At 45.0% G+C, this 17,435-nt stretch carries 19 protein-coding genes and 1 pseudogene; 3 read left to right on the top strand and 17 right to left on the bottom strand.

The features are described 5' to 3' along the window. Positions 1-22: 22 nt before the first annotated feature. The 7 genes from QNH46_RS13510 to QNH46_RS13540 all read right to left on the bottom strand — a co-directional run bounded on the left by QNH46_RS13510 (position 23) and on the right by QNH46_RS13540 (position 9,152). Positions 23-1,513, bottom strand: a complete 1,491-nt coding sequence (locus QNH46_RS13510; RefSeq protein ID WP_283924781.1) for a putative amidoligase domain-containing protein — start codon at positions 1,511-1,513, stop codon at positions 23-25. 138 nt (positions 1,514-1,651) lie between these two features. Then, positions 1,652-2,197 (bottom strand): outer spore coat protein CotE, encoded by a 546-nt coding sequence (cotE, locus tag QNH46_RS13515; RefSeq protein WP_155612958.1) that lies wholly within the window; start codon positions 2,195-2,197, stop codon positions 1,652-1,654. Between the two features lie 383 nt (positions 2,198-2,580). Then, on the bottom strand, positions 2,581-3,537 hold the full coding sequence (locus QNH46_RS13520) for an aromatic acid exporter family protein (RefSeq protein ID WP_283924782.1): 957 nt from the start codon (positions 3,535-3,537) through the stop codon (positions 2,581-2,583). Between the two features lie 1,201 nt (positions 3,538-4,738). Then, positions 4,739-5,485 carry an ABC transporter permease gene (locus QNH46_RS13525; protein ID WP_283928436.1) on the bottom strand — a complete coding sequence of 249 codons (747 nt, stop codon included), beginning with the start codon at positions 5,483-5,485 and terminating at the stop codon, positions 4,739-4,741. A 125-nt stretch (positions 5,486-5,610) separates the two neighbouring features. Next, the gene (locus QNH46_RS13530; protein WP_283924783.1) at positions 5,611-6,387 is read right to left on the bottom strand and encodes an ABC transporter ATP-binding protein; all 777 of its coding nucleotides are present in this window, start codon (positions 6,385-6,387) and stop codon (positions 5,611-5,613) included. A gap of 21 nt (positions 6,388-6,408) precedes the next feature. Continuing rightward, a complete protein-coding gene (locus QNH46_RS13535) occupies positions 6,409-7,422 on the bottom strand; it encodes an ABC transporter substrate-binding protein (protein ID WP_283924784.1) in 1,014 nt (337 codons plus the stop codon). 209 nt (positions 7,423-7,631) lie between these two features. After that, positions 7,632-9,152: a carboxypeptidase M32 gene (locus tag QNH46_RS13540; RefSeq protein ID WP_283924785.1), complete on the bottom strand. Its 1,521-nt coding sequence runs from the start codon at positions 9,150-9,152 to the stop codon at positions 7,632-7,634. 81 nt (positions 9,153-9,233) lie between these two features. Between QNH46_RS13540 and QNH46_RS13545 the strand changes: the two genes are divergently transcribed. From QNH46_RS13545 to QNH46_RS13555, 3 genes are all read left to right on the top strand, one after another. Continuing rightward, a complete protein-coding gene (locus QNH46_RS13545; protein WP_283924786.1) occupies positions 9,234-9,479 on the top strand; it encodes an iron-sulfur cluster biosynthesis family protein in 246 nt (81 codons plus the stop codon). Between the two features lie 27 nt (positions 9,480-9,506). Continuing rightward, complete coding sequence (locus tag QNH46_RS13550; protein ID WP_283924787.1) at positions 9,507-10,082, top strand: beta-class carbonic anhydrase; 576 nt, start codon at positions 9,507-9,509, stop codon at positions 10,080-10,082. A gap of 223 nt (positions 10,083-10,305) precedes the next feature. Then, positions 10,306-10,701, top strand: a complete 396-nt coding sequence (locus QNH46_RS13555; RefSeq protein WP_283924788.1) for a DUF2871 domain-containing protein — start codon at positions 10,306-10,308, stop codon at positions 10,699-10,701. A 73-nt stretch (positions 10,702-10,774) separates the two neighbouring features. Here QNH46_RS13555 and QNH46_RS13560 read toward each other — a convergent pair whose 3' ends face one another. The 10 genes and pseudogenes from QNH46_RS13560 to QNH46_RS13605 all read right to left on the bottom strand — a co-directional run bounded on the left by QNH46_RS13560 (position 10,775) and on the right by QNH46_RS13605 (position 17,428). Beyond that, entirely contained in the window at positions 10,775-11,053 is a 279-nt protein-coding gene (locus tag QNH46_RS13560; RefSeq protein WP_283924789.1) for a DUF6809 family protein, read from the bottom strand. 796 nt (positions 11,054-11,849) lie between these two features. Continuing rightward, a complete protein-coding gene (locus tag QNH46_RS13565) occupies positions 11,850-12,404 on the bottom strand; it encodes a suppressor of fused domain protein (protein ID WP_283924790.1) in 555 nt (184 codons plus the stop codon). A gap of 23 nt (positions 12,405-12,427) precedes the next feature. Further along, a pseudogene (locus tag QNH46_RS13570) lies at positions 12,428-12,613 on the bottom strand (GH-E family nuclease); the annotation flags it as partial. A gap of 144 nt (positions 12,614-12,757) precedes the next feature. Then, positions 12,758-13,207, bottom strand: coding sequence for an SMI1/KNR4 family protein (locus tag QNH46_RS13575; protein ID WP_283924791.1), 450 nt, complete (start codon positions 13,205-13,207; stop codon positions 12,758-12,760). 50 nt (positions 13,208-13,257) lie between these two features. Then, positions 13,258-13,692: an SMI1/KNR4 family protein gene (locus QNH46_RS13580; protein WP_283924792.1), complete on the bottom strand. Its 435-nt coding sequence runs from the start codon at positions 13,690-13,692 to the stop codon at positions 13,258-13,260. Between the two features lie 228 nt (positions 13,693-13,920). Further along, positions 13,921-14,634 (bottom strand): pentapeptide repeat-containing protein, encoded by a 714-nt coding sequence (locus tag QNH46_RS13585; RefSeq protein WP_283924793.1) that lies wholly within the window; start codon positions 14,632-14,634, stop codon positions 13,921-13,923. Positions 14,635-14,661: 27 nt separating this feature from the next. Continuing rightward, positions 14,662-15,450, bottom strand: a complete 789-nt coding sequence (locus tag QNH46_RS13590; RefSeq protein ID WP_283924794.1) for a hypothetical protein — start codon at positions 15,448-15,450, stop codon at positions 14,662-14,664. A gap of 165 nt (positions 15,451-15,615) precedes the next feature. After that, positions 15,616-16,032 carry a hypothetical protein gene (locus tag QNH46_RS13595; protein ID WP_283924795.1) on the bottom strand — a complete coding sequence of 139 codons (417 nt, stop codon included), beginning with the start codon at positions 16,030-16,032 and terminating at the stop codon, positions 15,616-15,618. 13 nt (positions 16,033-16,045) lie between these two features. Further along, positions 16,046-16,462 (bottom strand): hypothetical protein, encoded by a 417-nt coding sequence (locus QNH46_RS13600; RefSeq protein WP_283924796.1) that lies wholly within the window; start codon positions 16,460-16,462, stop codon positions 16,046-16,048. A gap of 498 nt (positions 16,463-16,960) precedes the next feature. Continuing rightward, positions 16,961-17,428, bottom strand: a complete 468-nt coding sequence (locus tag QNH46_RS13605) for a DUF6985 domain-containing protein (protein ID WP_283924797.1) — start codon at positions 17,426-17,428, stop codon at positions 16,961-16,963. Positions 17,429-17,435: the final 7 nt, after the last annotated feature.

Genomic DNA, 17,435 nt, shown 5'->3' on the forward strand with positions numbered 1-17,435 from the left:
TTATATCAAAAGCGCCCTCCGCTTACGAATGGTTTTCCAATTTCCAAGACCTGCGAATATCCACCGTCTCATCCCAGGTTCGCCCAGAGCATGCCGCCTCCATGAACGGCGCAATATAGCCCTCATATCGGGGGTAATCCGCCAGCTTTTGGAGATCGGCATGCAGCTGTGGCAGCACCTCTCGCAGCCGTTCCTGATTCCCTTGGTAAAAAGCGGCATGCATTCCTTCGTCGTGCAGCGGCCTGCGGGGTAGCTGTCCCGAATTCCCAGCGATCAGCGCGGCAATCGCGACGACGCCCTTCGTTACCACAGGCGAGATCAGGAAGCTGGGCAATGTCCGATATTCGAACCCTCCATGCGGCTGCAGCCGATAATCCCCTAAATAACCGTAAAGCGGGCGCCGCCCGAAGCTCCGGCGATCCTCCATGGCAGCGACAGGCAACGCCAGATAGTTATCCAGTACCTGCAGCAGCTCGTAGGTTAGAGGAATGCCGCTGAAGTGGATATGCCCGCCTAATGGAAAACCCCGCTGAGGCATTCCCCCGGCTTGCCACAACAGCTCCTTATCCTCGATGGAGCGATAAGCGACCCGGAAGGCGTGCAGCAATTGCACGAGCACCTCGCGAGGTTCGCCGGCAGGCTGGGGCCGCAGCTCCACAAGCGGAAAGCGGCGCTCCCCCTGGTACCTCAAAGAGTCGCAGCCTGCCTCTCCAGCGAACCCTAAATACCGGGAAGCCGGAATCACTTTGCCGGTAGCCCGGTTAAAGAGCAGAAATTCCGGGTCCATCCCCAGGAGCACCGCCGGGCCGCTTTTTTTTGCAGTGCCTTGATGCTTCCACAGCTCCTCCGCTGTTTGCCACATCGCCTTGGCAGCAAGCATAGCCCGTTCCTCCGTGCGGTAATCTGGATTTGCTGTCACCTGCTCGACCGTAAATTTCCCGTCCTCGCCAGCCTGAAGTGTCACTTCTCCCATTTCCAGCTGCAAAGCATAAAGCGCCCGGATAGCGGTTTTCTCCAGGCGGCGTTCCAGCAGCGTGCGGCGTCCTTCCTCTCCTTGCGGCAGCGGACGGCGGGTTCCCCCGACACCTAGCTCAGCCATGTAAGTCGCTTTTAAGTGAAAGACCTGAACGACAAAGCGGCGTAGCAGTCTGCGATTGCTGCGCGTGAGCTGAGGTTCCCCCCCGTCAGAAGCCAGAACAGCGTTCAACCCGCTTATGCTTAAGCGCTTCTGCCGTTTCGCAATCGAGCTTGCGAGAAATTCGCCCAAGTGACCGTTGATCGTATGAAAGCTATTGTTCTCGTTTTGCACCTGTGGATTTTTTTCAGAGAACCTGATTTCTATCCATTCCATTGAGCCTGACAATGGGCGCCTCGATACGCTTACTGGCCTTATACCGCTGTCCACCTGGTCCGTTGCGGACTGTAACAGCGCCGTTATTGCATCAAGCAGCTTCTGCGCAGATGCTCCGCGGATGATCTGAATCCGCGTTCCGATCGGGCGAAGTCCCTCCATTTTCTCGTCCCCTCCTGTGGCGGCGATGATTGGTGTATATTTTTTATTTTTTATACAAAAAGAGGGCAGCCGCCCTCGACGACGCCGCCCCTGCCGCATATATTAGATTATCTTCACCTAGCGCGTGTCCTCCCGAAGCTACAGCTCGTCGTCGAGGAGATCCGGATCCAGATCTTCGTAATCCCCCGGATCGGAACCAAAATCGAACTCCTTGTCTTCGTAACCGCCGCCCGGCACAACGAGGACATTGATCTTCGTTTCAGCGATAAGCTCGACGGCGAACTCCCGCTCTACGCGGATGGATACACGGCCATCCCCAGATACGCCGGCTTCAACGGTGCTCGGTTCCTGCGTTGCCTCCGCGGATACTTCCACCGTTGAAGAGCGGTGCCTGGAGTCTACATAGCTCAGTGGCACGTGCTCTACATAGGAAATCGTCTCTTTGGCTACCTCGGTCTGGGAGTTTTTGCTGAAGGAATACCAGATGTTCACATCGTAACTACCAATAACTTCGATTCCGTCGCCTGCGGAGACCGCCTCATACTGGTGGTTTATAATCCACGCGCCAAGTATGCTGGTCGGTTTATGAGGCGGAGTCACGGTATGGGTTACGGTAGAGAACTTACGACCTTTGCCGCAGATCGCTTTCGTTATAATCTCTCTACTTTGATATTTCGATGACATGTTCGAACCTCCTCCATACATCATTCACTACAATTGTATGCAGGACATAGGCGAATGTTGATTGGACGAAGTAAAATAATAAGAAAAACGTCAATCGAAGTACCTCCTAGGAAGACAGACCGCTTTTAAAGGTAGTTTTTCTTGCGATATAAGGATGATGAATCCAGGGTGCTTAGACATACTTATATCTAAAGAAAAACGTCAATCGAAGTACCTCCTAGGAAGACAGACCGCTTTTAAAGGTAGTTTTTCTTGCGATATAAGGATGATGAATCCAGGGTGCTTAGACATACTTATATCTAAAGAAAAACGTCAATCGAAGTACCTTCTAGGAAGACAGACCTCAATCGCCACCGTAGGAACATAACCTCGAGCCCAGACTCTTATGTCTTGGAAAACGTGGGAACTTTATCTTTTTTGGCAATTTCCAGATACATCGCCAGCTCCCGGCAGATTTGCAGTACAGCAGAGCGAATTTCGAATTCCTCTCTTGTGGAGGGCAGCTCCATTTTTTTGAATTCCTGTTCCCACTCCGCAAGCATAGCCTCTGTTCGGCCCGTATATTCCTCTTTGGTCACATCCAGGCTCAATCGCTCGAACAGCAGGGCGGCAATATCCGTTTGCGGCATCCGCTGAAACACCTGCGCAATGAGCTCAAGCATCGATTCGATCCGCTCCAGTTGCTGCTTGCGCATGTAGAAGTACACACTCCACGATTCATCGGGCGAAACAAGCTGGTTCTCCAGCGCGCGCTCTGCTCTGGCGAGCCCGTCCTTGATTAGAGCAGCGGCCTCAATCAATTCTCTGCCGTCCCATACATGCTGCGGATGGTAAAGTGTCAGGGCAATGTGGCTAAAAATTTCCGCGAACAGCTCGTCGATTTTATGGCGAATATCGCTTAATTTATGCTGTTCATTCGGCATGTAGATGAGATTCACGGCCATCGCCGAACCCAGTCCGATTAACAGCAGCTCGATTTGCGTTAGCATCACTTGCAAACTTAGCTCCTCCCCGCCAAAAACGCGAAATACGACTACAGAGCTCGTTACGATTCCTTCCTTGAATTGCGCGCGCGACATGAGCGGGAAGGCGATCAGTATGTACAGGACAAGCACCCAAATATGGAAGCCCAGCATAAAAAACAAGCCGAACGCGAGCAGCAGCCCCAGAACCGAAGCGAAAAAACGGGAAGACACCGTTAGCAAGCTCCGCTTCCGCGTCACATCCACACCTAAAATGGCTAGCAGCCCTGCCGATAGCGCCCCTTGAATATTAAACGCATCTGCGATAATAATAGCGATTAGCGTTGCAATCGCCGTTTTTATGACTCGAAACCCCATGCCATCCCCCTTTTGAAGAACCAAGATTAGTCTGAAAAAATACGTTCACTTGATTATGTTGCCATTAGGCATTTTATTAGTATCGTACTAGGTTTAAAGCAACGGCACAGTGACAATTCTGATGGCAAACACGGCTTAAGCCCTCAGTATCTGAAGTACCTCCAATTGCTCAGTTAGTTCCATAGTTCCGACAGTTCCAAAGGCCCAGTGGTTCCTGTAGTTCCTGTGGTTCTCCAACAGATCCGACAACAAGTCCAGCGTTTCTGTTAGTTCCAGAATTTCCACAATTCCGATAGTTGCACAGTTCCCGCAGTTTGGTTCCACAGTTCCTGTGGTTCTCATGGTTCCTTCGGCTTCCGTAGCTTCACTGGTACCATTGGTTCCACAGTTCCGTTAGTTCCACTGTTCCATTAGTTCCGTTAGTTACACTATTCTGTTAGGCCCACAGTTCCGTTAGTTCGACAATTCCGTTAGTTCCACTGTTCCATTAGTTCCGTTAGTTACACTATTCTGTTAGGCCCACAGTTCCGTTAGTTCGACAATTCCGTTAGTTCGACAATTCCGTTAGGCCCACAGAGTTCCGTTAATCCCACAACCCCAGAAGTTTCATAATCATAATCCCAGAAGTTTCATAATCATAATCCCAGAAGTTCCAGCTTTCCTGAGTTGTTTGTTGTGAACGCCGCCGGAGTTTCCATGTTTGGCTGGGTCTAGCGGACCCAGAAGCCCTTATCTACAGCAAAAGAGTGCTTTCCCGTTCCCTTACGGACACAGAAGCCCTTATTCCACTATTATTGCTCTATTTCGGGTCCATTTCCTCGAAATAGCTTCCCCTGTGTCCGTTACTACTATATTTTACCCCATTTTGCACAAATAGCGGAACGTAGGTCCGTAAGCAACATTTCCGTAAGCAACTACTTTCCGTAAGCAACTTCTTGCCATAAGCAACTGCCTGTTGTCTGTTTCGACCACAAACTCCATCTTCCTCTCTAGATCCCTCCTCCCTCGTACCTCCTCCTCTTCTTCCACTGGAGCCTGTCCCTTTACCGTGCCCCGGCCGAACTTCGATTACTTGTGTCTGCTTCTATATTCGCCTTCCATCAACTCGTTCCATTCAAAAAACCTCCCCAACCCCACACCGATCGAGCTGAGCTGTCCTCGAACGGGCTGAAATCGGGAAGGCGAGCTTGCTTACAACGTTCTACCGCTCGCGCACGAGCTTCCGCTCGATATAGACGACAAGCTGGTACATGGCGGTGGCTACGAGCGCGATAATAACGAGGCTGGACAGCACCAGCGTGAAATTGAATACTTGAAAGCCGTAGACGATCAAATAGCCCAGGCCTATTTTGGCGACCAGAAACTCGCCGACGATCACGCCTACCCAGGCCATGCCGACGTTCACTTTCAGTGTAGAGACAATCGTCGGGAACGAGGCGGGCAATATTGCTTTGCGGAACACATCCTGGCGGCTGCCGCCGAAGGTGCGTATCACTTTCGTATAGTTGGCATCGACTTCGTTGAAGCTCGTGTATACGACAAGCGTAGTAACAATGACCGTTATGGACAAGGTCGTGACGACGATTGCGGTAAATCCGGCACCGAACAGCACGATGAATATCGGGCCTAAGGCGACCTTCGGCATACTGTTGAAGACGACCATATAGGGATCAAGCACTTTGGACAGAAACGGCGACCACCAGATGACGACGGCAAGCAGCGTCCCGATCAGCGTGCCTAGCAGGAAGCCGACCACGGTCTCGGATACCGTCATCGCAAGATGCGGCCAGAGCTCTCCGCTGACGATGTCTTTCACGATTTGCTGCCCCACCTTGGAGGGATAACTGAAAATCAGCACATCGATCCACTTCAGCTGCCCGGCTATTTCCCAGAGGAGTATGCACAGCAGCAATATGCTGGCCTGAACAGCAAATACGCCCTGTTTCATTCTTCGTTTGGCCTGCAGATGCTGCTGCCATTTCTGCGCCAGCCAAGTCTGCGAATCCACACTCTCACGGTTATGGCGATCCTTGTCGGTAAGATAGTCTAAGTGCTCCTCCCTACTCATCAGACTCACTCCTTTCTTTCGGACGCTTCAAGTTCTCCCCAAATTTCATGGAACAGTGCATTGAATCCCGGCTCCTCCCGCGCATAAAACGGCAGGGCCTCGCGTATATTCTTCGGTACTTCAAACACGCTGCGGATTCTGCCCGGCTTGGAGCCCAGCACAATGACCCGGTCGCTCACCGCAATCGCTTCGGATAAATCATGCGTTACGAGGATGCCGGTTTTTCTTCGCTGCTTGAGTGTATCAACTACGAGATCCTCCAGCTGAAGCTTCGTCTGGTAATCGAGTGCGGAGAAGGGTTCATCCAGCAGCAGCAAGTCTGGATTCGTCGCCAGCGTTCTGGCCAGCGCAACGCGCTGCCTCATTCCTCCGGACAGCTGATGCGGATAGAGCTGGGCTGTCCCGGACAGTCCCATCCCCTCCAGCAGCTCCTCGGCCAGTTCCGCGCTTTGCTTGGTGAGGCGATTCGTTAATTCAAGACCGAGCAGGACATTATCGACAATACTCCGCCATGGAAACAGATAGTCCTGCTGCAGCATATAGCCTACCTCGGGCGTAGGCCCGGTTACAGGCTTGCCATGGAGCAGCACCAGCCCTCTGGAGGGGGAGATCAGCCCGGCCATAAGGGACAGCAGCGTAGTTTTGCCACAGCCGCTCGGACCGACCAAGCTGACCAATTCCCCGTCCTCCACGGACAGATTCATATCCTGGAGTGCCAGCGTCGCTGCATGATCCGTTACGTAGGCAAGATCAACATCCTTCAGTTGAATGACAGGCACCATGCGGTAATCACCATCCTCTCCTCATGGCGAAGGGGATGCTTGAACGGCAGCTTCCGCATATTTGTTGTTGGCCAATTCATCCACGGATACCCGTTCCTGTAATTCCCCTGCCCCTTCCATAACATCCAGCAGATTATTCCAAGCCTCCTCGGCGATGGCCGGTGATTCCGCATAGGAGCCCTGCCCCAGATAACGCTTCACAGCGCTCTCGAGAATATCCAAATCGGTATCCTTGAAAAAAGGCGATATTACTTCAGCCGTTTCCGCTGGCGTATGCTCCTGCACCCATTTTTGCGCCTGATGGACCGCGTTCGTGAACTTCTGGACAATCTCGTCATTTTTCTTCATGTAGCTCTGCTTTGTCATGAATACGGTATAAGGCAGCCGCCCGCTCTCCGTACCAAAGGAAGCAATGACATGGCCCTTGCCCTCACGCTCGAAAATCGAAGCCTGCGGCTCGAAGAGCTGGACAAACTGCCCTGTTCCAGAGGCGTAGGCGGCAGCGATATTGGCAAAATCGACATTCTGGATCAGCTCCAAATCACTTTGAGGATCAATGCCATGCTTGCGCAGCGTGAATTCTCCGGCCATCTGCGGCATTCCGCCCTTGCGCTGCCCGAGAAATACCGCCCCCTGGAGCTGTGACCAGTCAAAATCGTCCATCGGCTCCCTGGATACTAGAAATGTGCCATCTGTCTGCGTCAGCTGTGCGAAGTTGATCACCGGATCTTCCGCCCCCTGCTGATAGACATATATCGAGGTTTCGGCTCCGACCAGCGCCACATCAATCGCACCAGACAACAGAGCCGTCATCGTCTTATCGCCCCCGGCTGTCGTCTGCAGCTCCACATTCAATCCTTCCTCTTTGAAAAACCCCTTCTCCAAAGCGACATACTGCGGCGCATAAAATACAGAACGCGTCACTTCTCCGATCCTTACTTTATGCGTCTGTCCGTCCCCTCCGCAGCCGCCAAGCAGCGCGAGGAAGATGAATAGCGGCGCAATCCAGCCTGCGGCATAACGTATAACCCTCATATCCGTCACCTCTTTCTTATTGAAGCTTTAGTAAAGAATATGCGCATGCCCTTGATTTGGTTATGACATGCACAAAGAGGCCGCCGCTAACGATATGTCGTTTATCCTTAGCGACGGCCCCTGGTTTGGAGGTTGAAGCCTATGCGGCTTCAATTCTGTATTCTATTGTTTCCATGGATCTAGGGTTGGTCTAGTAATTGATCTAGTGGTCATTGCAGCCCGTAGATCGCTTTGTACTTCTGCTCCAAATATTCGGCCAAATAATCCGGATTCAAATCCTCGCCGGTCACGCGTTTAATGATTTCCGCCGGTTTTTGGCTTTTTCCATATTTGTAGATTTGCTCGGTCAGCCATTCCTTGATCGGGGCGAAGTTCCCTTCGGCGATCAGCTCGTCGAAGTTTGGCAGCTGTTTGCGCATTGTATGGACGATTTGTGCCGCGTACATGTTGCCAAGCGCATAGGATGGGAAATAACCGAAGCTGCCGCCGGACCAATGCACATCCTGCAGCACGCCCAGGCTGTCGTTTGGCGGCGTAAGTCCAAGATAAGCCTGGTACTTCTCGTTCCACACCTTCGGCAGATCATTGACCGACAAACCTTCATTGAACAGCTGCTTCTCGATTTCGTAACGGATAATGATATGCAGGTTGTAGGTCAGCTCATCCGCCTGGATGCGGATTAACGAGTTCTCGACCCGGTTGATCGCCTTATAAAATTCATCTACCGTAACGTCCTTGAGCTGCTCCGGAAAATGCTGCTGCAGGTCTCCGTAGTATCGCGCCCAGAACTCCCGGCTCCGGCCGATGAAGTTCTCCCATAGACGGGACTGGGATTCATGGATGCCCATGGACGCCCCTTCTCCAAGCGGGGTTCCCGCAAGACCAGAATCCACATTCTGCTCGTATAGAGCATGCCCGCCCTCATGCAGGGAGCTGAACAAGGCAAAGGTCACGTCATCCTGCATATAACTCGTCGTAATCCGGACGTCTCCCTGATTTAAAGTAATCTCGAAAGGATGAACACTCTCGTCCACGCGACCGGCTTCGAAATCATAACCAATTTGCTCCAGCATGAACATGCCGAATTTCTCCTGCTGGCCTTTATCAAATAATTGATTCATAAAGGAAGCTTGCGGCTGGCTGGATGCCTCGTTGATCGCTTTCACCAATGGCACTAGACGGTCCCTTAGCTGGCCGAACACTTGATCCAGCTTCTCTACCGTCAAATCCGGCTCATACAGATGGAGAAGTGTGTCATAGCGAGTCGCCTTTGGTCCCCAATAATCGATAAATTCACTCGTCTTCTCTACGATCTGCCCCAAATAAGGCTCGAACCCGGCGTAATCGCCTTTTTCCTTGAAATCCTCCCATAGCGTCTCCGCAAGAGCGGTAAGCTCGGTGTATTCCTGATATTTATGAGGCGGAATCTTCACGCTGCGCTCGTATTCCTCCTGGGTGACCGTAATGATCCGCTGTTTAATTTCATCTAGCTGGCCGAATACAGCCGGGGAATTTAATTCTGCGAGCATTTTTCCCATTTCATCCGATGTCTGAAGCTTGAAAGCTTCCGTCATCAGCACGCCGATCGCCTCGGAACGGCCCTGTGCCCCTTTCTTCGGCGCACCGGTGCGAAGATCCCAATGCATCAGTGCTACAGCTTCATGATAGCTTTTAATTTTGTGTAGTAGTGCTTGAAATTGTTCCCAAGTTGAAGCGGTTGTCTGATTCATATGTTTCCCACCTCTATCCAGAAATTTAACTTCTCCTCTTGATGATACTTTTTACAAACCGTATAATCAAATTTTGAAACCATGTTTTTTTGCGATGATTCCGATGCGAATGATCTCTTTAGTCGCGAGCCGGGTCCGCAAGATATCAAGGTGGACTGCGATTCGTACCCCGTTTGGATCGACCAACAGCAAGCCGTTTTTTTTGAGGAGAAATTGCTCCTTCAGGGAGATGAAGCCAGCAAAACCTTCCGTTTAGAGGGCGCATCCCAGCTGTACAAAGCGGGTTTGCATCTTGTCGATCGTCGTCTGGAAGTAAGTCAGAAGTAAATTAACAGCTATAAGGAGGTAACAACTATGAGCCAAATCGAAACGATCATGGAGCATAACAAGAAATTCGTCCAGGACAAGGAATACGAAGCGTATATCACCGACAAGTTCCCGGACAAGAAAATCGCCATCGTCACCTGCATGGATACACGACTAGTCGAGCTGCTCCCTAAAGCCATGAACCTGCGGAACGGCGATGCGAAAATTATTAAAAATGCCGGCGCTGTCATTTCCCAGCCATTCGGATCTGTTATGCGGAGTCTGCTGGTCGCCATTTATGAGCTTCAAGCGGAGGAAGTGTTCATCGTCGGTCACACCGGCTGCGGCATGGCTTCATTGAACTCGGAGCATATGATCGGCGAAATCAAGGAACGCGGAATTTCCGACGACGTGCTGAACACCCTGGAGAACTCCGGAATTAAGCTAAGAAAATGGCTGCGCGGCTTCAGCAACGAAAAAGAAGGCGTCACCCATACCGTCGGAATCGTGAAAAATCACCCGCTGCTGCCGCCAAACATCCCGGTTCACGGCCTGCTGATCGATTCCATGACTGGAGAGCTGGAGATCGTTGTTAGCGGAAGTGAAGAAACCAGCCATTCATAACCTACTATTCTTGTAACTACCGTGAATAATTATTCTAATTATTGGATATTTATAAATCAGCTGTTGGCCTCGCGCCGGCGGCTGATTTTTTTGTTGATCGCCTTAATGTGAAACGTATCACTTTGTTAAAAATCCTTCATAATGTGTTCATATTGCGTTCATTTAACCGTGCTATACTTTCCGTGAAGTTAGAACGAACTACTTTTAAAGGAGAGACTCCATCATGAAAAAATTGTATTATACGTCCTTCTTCTACGCGATTCTCGGCCTGTTTGCCGGCATAGCCTATCGCGAAATCACCAAGCACAGCGACTTCACCGGGCAGACCGTCCTCGTGGCCCTTCATACGCATATTTTGGTGCTGGGCTTCCTTTTCTTCACCATCGCCCTGATCCTGGCCAAGGTGTTCCAGGTGCATGAAGCGAAATCCTTCGGGGCCTGGTATGTCGTGTATAACCTCGGGCTTATGATTACCATCGCCGCCATGGCTGTTCGCGGCATGCTGCAAATCAACGGCACCGACATCAGCTTCCTGCCGCACATCGCCGGACTCGGCCACACGATTCTGGCCGCAGGCATCATCTGGCTGCTGGTCCTGCTGCGGAAGAGAATTCAATAGATTTGGAGCAAGCGGTTGCTGAGGTTAGCAGCCGCTTGTTTTTTATATGCAGCCTTGGGATAACAACCACTTTCTATGCTTGCTCCTTTACATTAAACACCTCGATCATCATCAGTGCACCGATTTTAAAGCCATGGACAAATGACGCGGTGGAATGCATAGAGTAAGTCTTCCCATATAAATCGATGATACCTTCAATGAATCTAAAATCATTCTCCGAGAACCTCTTCCGGCATTCTTCCATGAGATTTGAGGTTTGCTTCGTAAGCTTGCGATATTCAGGATCTTGTGGATTTATGTACGCGTCTGGCTGCAATGATCCATTATAGATTTTTTCTATAATGTTATCCATTGACGTTACATCCTTTCACTGACAAATTGGTTGTTAAACATTAATTACATATTTTACAACAACGAACCAGCATGCAGCCCGAAATATACGATATTCGTATAAAATAGAATTGATAATCTATAATGAACCATATAATATGCAGTCAAACTGATAACAGATATTATTACCCTTCTAGAAGTGACAACTATTAACTGCTTTCTTAATGTTTTGACAAAAACTTAAATCTCGGCAAAAAATAACAGATCAATCATGGTGGTATATACCATATCGACCTGCTTTATTTAAGGGGATGCTAGTTACTTACGTAATGAATCCACGTTTGATTTAATTTTTTATTATTCTTCTGTTAAAAAGTCATCCATTCTCTCTCTGTCTTCTGCAATTTGTCGTGACATTTCAAAACCGTTCATAAATTCCCAAGCCTCAATAAAATTAGTAGATTAGAAATGCCATCGGGCAGTTTAAAGCATTATAAAAACAGTTCATTTGATAGATAATTTTAATGTAGCATCGACAACGGCGTTATCACTGTCCACTTACTCTCTTATTCTCAGGCTTATCGGTAATGCTCTGATCTGTTCTACATTTTTACATAGAATCTGTGGGCTTTAGCATTTTTTATTACTGCCTATACTGTTATATCATTTTCCCTCCCTTTTTTTGGCATAGAAAAAAAGACTCACTCCTCCTTAGAACTTCAAGTTGGAATAAGCCTTTGAAAGTTAATAAGCGTATTTATCAAATTGTTTAGTGTTTGATTTGTTGAGTAGCGCCTCGTTGTTAACATTCATGTAATCTATAGTCGAGCTAAGTTAGGTCTATTAGTACTATAAATATTATATTCTTCTTTATGCCAAAATTCTTTAATTCCTATTTTTTTTAACAAATCCACTTCTTCCTTGTAAATAGGATACATTCCAACCAATTGGATTGTTTTATCAGGCAATTTAATTGATGCATCGTCTTTTTCAAGAATTGAAGTTGCAAAGGTAAAAAATCCTGTCATCTCTGATTCCTTTGCTATTGGAGTATCCAAGGTAAATATGTCGCCATAAGAAAATCCCTTTATGCCTCTAAATTCAGCAGCAAAATAGGCAACGGCTAATCCCCAACTCTCGTCTTGCGTTTCAAGACTCAAAATTAGTTCTGGTTTAGCACTTTTCCATTCATCAAATTCACCTTCTGATAGGCCATATGTTACTACTGTTAACATACCTTCTTCAGGCAAATCATAGTAAAAAAATACATGCACTGGGGAACTTCCATCCGATGGATCTATTTTTTTTATTACGTCTTCTTCACCAAATAGTTCTTCAAGCTTACCAATATAAAGCTCAGCACTTGTCTTCATATACTACCTTCCCTTCATGCATCTTACGGTCCTTTATAATCATCTGAGTGATCTTCATCCTTGTGGCTCCGATTGGAACTTGGCTTTTCTGGCCGAAAATGATCAGGATTATTGTGCTCATCTAAAAATTGTTTTCTTGAAATTCCACGTTCTTGGGCACTTTTTCTATGTTTTCTAAATTCGAAGCCCGGTTTATGTCCCATATCCCACGAATCTTTAGGATCAGGCGGAGACAAGATGCGCGCCGTTATATTATGAAAAAAAGCCTATTCTCACTAGATGTTCAAGTTAAGAATAAGCTTTGAAACTTTCTCTGATGAATTTCAATTCTGACTTATGGAATTTAACTCAATTTACGATTCTTCTGTTACACATAATCCATTCATAAACTCAGTAAAACTTTTTGCAATTAAACTCATATTTTTGTATGAGGGCAAATAATCCTCTTCATCGATATCTTCCATATCTAAACTCCAATAATATATGTATCCCTTATCATCTCCTGAAACAGAAATACAAATTTTATTTTCAATAGGATCATCCCCTATAGAGAGTAAGTTGGACGGAATTATTTTACTTTCATTAAACTCCATATAATTTCCTTCTAAATTAGGTTCATTAGATTCCGACAAGGGGAAAAGTAACATTAATAATGATGTTTGCTTATCGTCCAGAGTTGAAAATCTTCTTATTACAGGTTTTCCACCATTATACTTTAGAATAAAATTATTTATAATCTTCTGGTAATTCAATATTATATTTTCTCTCAAGTGCCTCAATTTCCTTAATTCCAATAGACTCAAAACTATATTCAAATCTTATTTTCAAACAAATCGCTCCTTTGCTATGTTTATTAATCGTCGATAGAATAAAGTCGTTCCAGCAACTCAGAAAATGTGCTACATATTTGATATATTGCTTTATCACCAACTTCTTCATGATCGAAAAAAATAATTGTTGGTATCCTTTTCCCCCTGTAATCAAAACAGATGAGATTTCCAAAAGGGTCGCGAGCAAAAGGGATTATTTCAGCTGGCAGTACATTTGACGATAAATCATAAACTTCCAATATACTCGCTTCATCATTTGTATGGCTTAATAAACATGAAAAAATAGCGTCTTTTTCCTCATTAATATCAAATAAATCTGGTTCTGGATATCCTCCATTGAATTGCGTAACGCATTCCTTATAGTCTTTAGGAAATTCTACTCCAAGGTATTTTTCAACTTTCTGTATTTGCTCTTCGCTGGCTGGTCCATCAGATTCTAGCCATTCTACTCTTCTCATTTTATCAACTCCGAAATTACGAGTAGTTCAATATTGAACCTTTCTCAAAGGTCTCGATTTTTGTGTCGGCGGCTCAAAACTATATTTAAGGAAATTAGGCTTCAGTGATTAAAATCTTCCAAATTTCCCCTATGTACTTCATCGGATATTCTGTTATATCTCATAAGTTAGGTTGGAAATCCAAAATAAAAACGGCCATCCCTTGATGACCGCCCGAATGAATGCCATTCATATCTCTCTTAAAATAATTTCCTTAACACCATTATCAAATTTAGCTCCTTCTATGTTAGCGCCCTTCCAAATAACACCACTCAGGTCTGCATTAGTGAAGTCAGCTTCTTGAAAATTACCATTAGTTAAATTTGCTCCTGACAAGTTTGCATCAGTAAAATTCGCTTTCATAGCTTGAACATCAGATAGGTCAGCATCAATAAAGTCAGATCCTGAAAAGTCTCCTTCTAAGAGATTTGCACCATTAAAGATAGCTTTATCAAAGAACGCCTCTACTGCACTTATGCCGGTTAAATTCGCATTCCGAAATGTAGCCTCAATAAGAGTCGTTCCTGATAGATTACCATAAGAAAATTCGACCTCATCAAAGCAAGTTTCTATACAAGTACTAATCCGGATCTCTGCATGCTTCATCTGTGCTTTACGAAGATTCGCCTCACTAAAGACACAGTCCGCAATATCCGCTTCTTCTAAATTACAGCTTTCAAGATTGGCCTTATCAAATTCACAATCGCGAAATGAAACATTTAACAAAGCTGCCGCTCTGAGATTTGTACTATGAGCCATGATGCAATCTGCTCTTAAGCCTGACAAATCAGAAAAGGAAAGATCTAAACCATGTATTTCTAGGTGGTCCAGTAGTTCATCCTCCAAGAGGGCTTGATTAATAACTTGTAGGATTTCAGTGACTTTTTGAGGTTGTTCATGCATTTTAAAACAACTCCATTTTAGCTATTTTTATTTCTTCAAATAATTTTTCCAAACTTCATTTGGACTAAATAATACGCCTCTCTTATCATCTCTAAATTGAGGTATGGCCATCACATTTGATGTCTCCAAGTAATCCATAACACGCGACCAGATTAATATCAGCTCATTTAACTCTAATTCCCAAGGTTTTTCGCTAAGATCAATCCGGATCCCCCCCCATTCTAATTCAGTGACTACCGCAGGGGTATTCATTAAAAAATCCCGACCAAACATTTCTAACACATAACCACCAAAGTATGTTCGCATTCCAACACCTAATGGTCCGTTCGGAAGAAATTCGACGGGTACTGGTAAGGTTGCTAAACTCATCCATCTAAGAAGACGCTGTTCGTCAGTTTCCCATGGAATAGTTGGAGGCCAAAATATATGTGTAATTCCATAGCTTGGTTCCGAAATTGCGGCGATCTCATTTGACAAATCAAAAAATGTAGGCCAAAATTTGCTTGACATCGATTTATGAACCTCGAGGTCAAACATAGATCTAACATTTAGATCAAGATCAAATTGAGCAGTATATTTTACAGCATTATTCCTGTGCAAATAGACCTCTGATGTCTTGTTATTCATAACTTTTTCTAAAATTTCAGACCGGTTATAATCTATTTTTGTTACTTCTGAGTCCCCCCATTGGGTAGGCACAAATTTATCATATTTATCAAAAACATTTAATAATTGATCCATTACCATTGCTTTATCCTTGGTAACCGAAGGATACATAATTGTATAAAATAAATATGGCTTTATCTTTTCTGCCAATGTTCTCCCTCCCTTTTGAGGATAGTTAATTATCATCAAAATCTATGTAATCATTTTCCTCTGTTAATTAAAACCTGTTAGTATATCTCGCCCCTTTGTAACTAATAAAGCCACAGCAAGTGTTCTACTCAACTGTGGCCAATTTCATAAATTTAGTGTGCAAACTTAACTTTTAAAAAACTTCAAATATTTTGTATCCTCATCCTCAAAGCATCTTCCCTCGGATTTATTGTTTGCAACGTAGAATAACTCTTTAGCCATTACTAAATCATCGGTTTCGTATGAAACCTTACCAGCTATAAATTCTCTTTCTCCACTATCTTCACGTTCAAGGTCACAAATAAATAACATACTAATCCATTTTGCCCCCATTTCGGCCTTATTCATAAATAAATAGGTTTCAATAATATATTTAACAATATGGTAGCTGTCATCGTAAGTAACTTTTGGAATAGGGAGTTTTTCCCAAGCCTCCTCAAGTAATTTTATAGAGTCTTCATAATTAGCTAAATCATATTCCTGATTACTAACTTCGATCAGTTTCTCTATTTCCTCTTTTAATGGTGAGTTAAGCAATACCATGTTTATTTCCTCCTTAGATCATATCTTTAATCAGATTGAAATACTTTTCGTCTTCTTCGTTAAAAATCTTATAGCCCTCCAACATGTATGCTTTTAGCAAATAATTTGCTGCCTTATGCATATCGTCACACTCAAATAAACTTTCCCCAAGCCTCAATAAAATTAGGGGATTAGAAATGCCATCAGGGCAATTTAAAGCATTATAAAAACAGTCCTTAGCTTTTTCATACTCATCATTAATAAAATAAGCATCGCCAAGTGCTGTATAAATCCAGGTACTAGCTTCCCAATCTTTTTTGGGACTCGGAATAATTTCAAGAGCAACTAAATATTTATTTATAGCGTCCTCAATTCTATCTTCATCGATAAAGCTATCAGCTTCCTCGCAAACTTCAACAATTTTTTCATACGTTTCGTTGCTCAATTCCATACCAATACCTCCAAATATCATTTCAATAAAACGTGGTCTAACATCATCCTCTGGTTGTGCACTTACTTCGAGTTTCCTTTGGACTCAACATCACAATTGGCCCCTTGCTTATAGCTAACGCTAGGAATTCTCCCCCTGGATATAAATCTGCATTCCAAATGTCTCCCAAATCGAGCGTACTCTAGATGAATTAGTTTGTTCATCGTTTCCCGCTGACTAAAAAGGTGGAGTATCCTGCAAAGTAATACGACAAATAAATAAAAACAGGTCAACCATGATAACCATAATTGACCTGTTCTAGGTGACGTAATTAAAGCTTGACATGACAAAATCTTATACTGTACTAGTTATTGAGAAAACACTAAATTTAACACGGTACTTGGTTCCCTACCCAATTAAATTCTGAAAGCATGAAACTTCAAATTTTTCGGAGTTCTTCTCAAAAGTTAGTTCAACAGATAATTTTATTTAATGTAGATAGTGGACTTGATAAAAATTCTAAAGAGCAACATCTTGGTATCCTATTCTAGTGACTTCTTCATCGATTAAACGAATACCAACCCCATTTTCCTCGTCCCATCTACAATCAAACGTTAGTCCAATATATCTGCCTTCAAATCGTCTCGCAGAAGGTACAAAAATCCCTACTAGCTTAATATTTTTTAAAAGGTCGTCGATATTATCAATTAATGGGTAATTTTCATTGTGTGAAATATCATATCCAAGCTCAAAACGTTTTTGTTTATAATAGTCTAATATAGGTTGCAAAATATATTGTTGAAGATGTCCCCAGTTTTCTATTAAAGAATTATACGAAGCATACTGTTTATCACTAAATTCACCATCTTCGTCTCCGTCTACCATTAAAGCAATATTGGTTTCTGTTCCACAAAAATCAATGGTGATATTCCTACTCCAAACATAATCATATTCAAGTTCACCGAAAACCGAATCATTAATTTTCACTTTAGGA

The sequence above is a fragment of the Paenibacillus woosongensis genome, assembly GCF_030122845.1.
Classification (GTDB): domain Bacteria; phylum Bacillota; class Bacilli; order Paenibacillales; family Paenibacillaceae; genus Fontibacillus; species Fontibacillus woosongensis_A.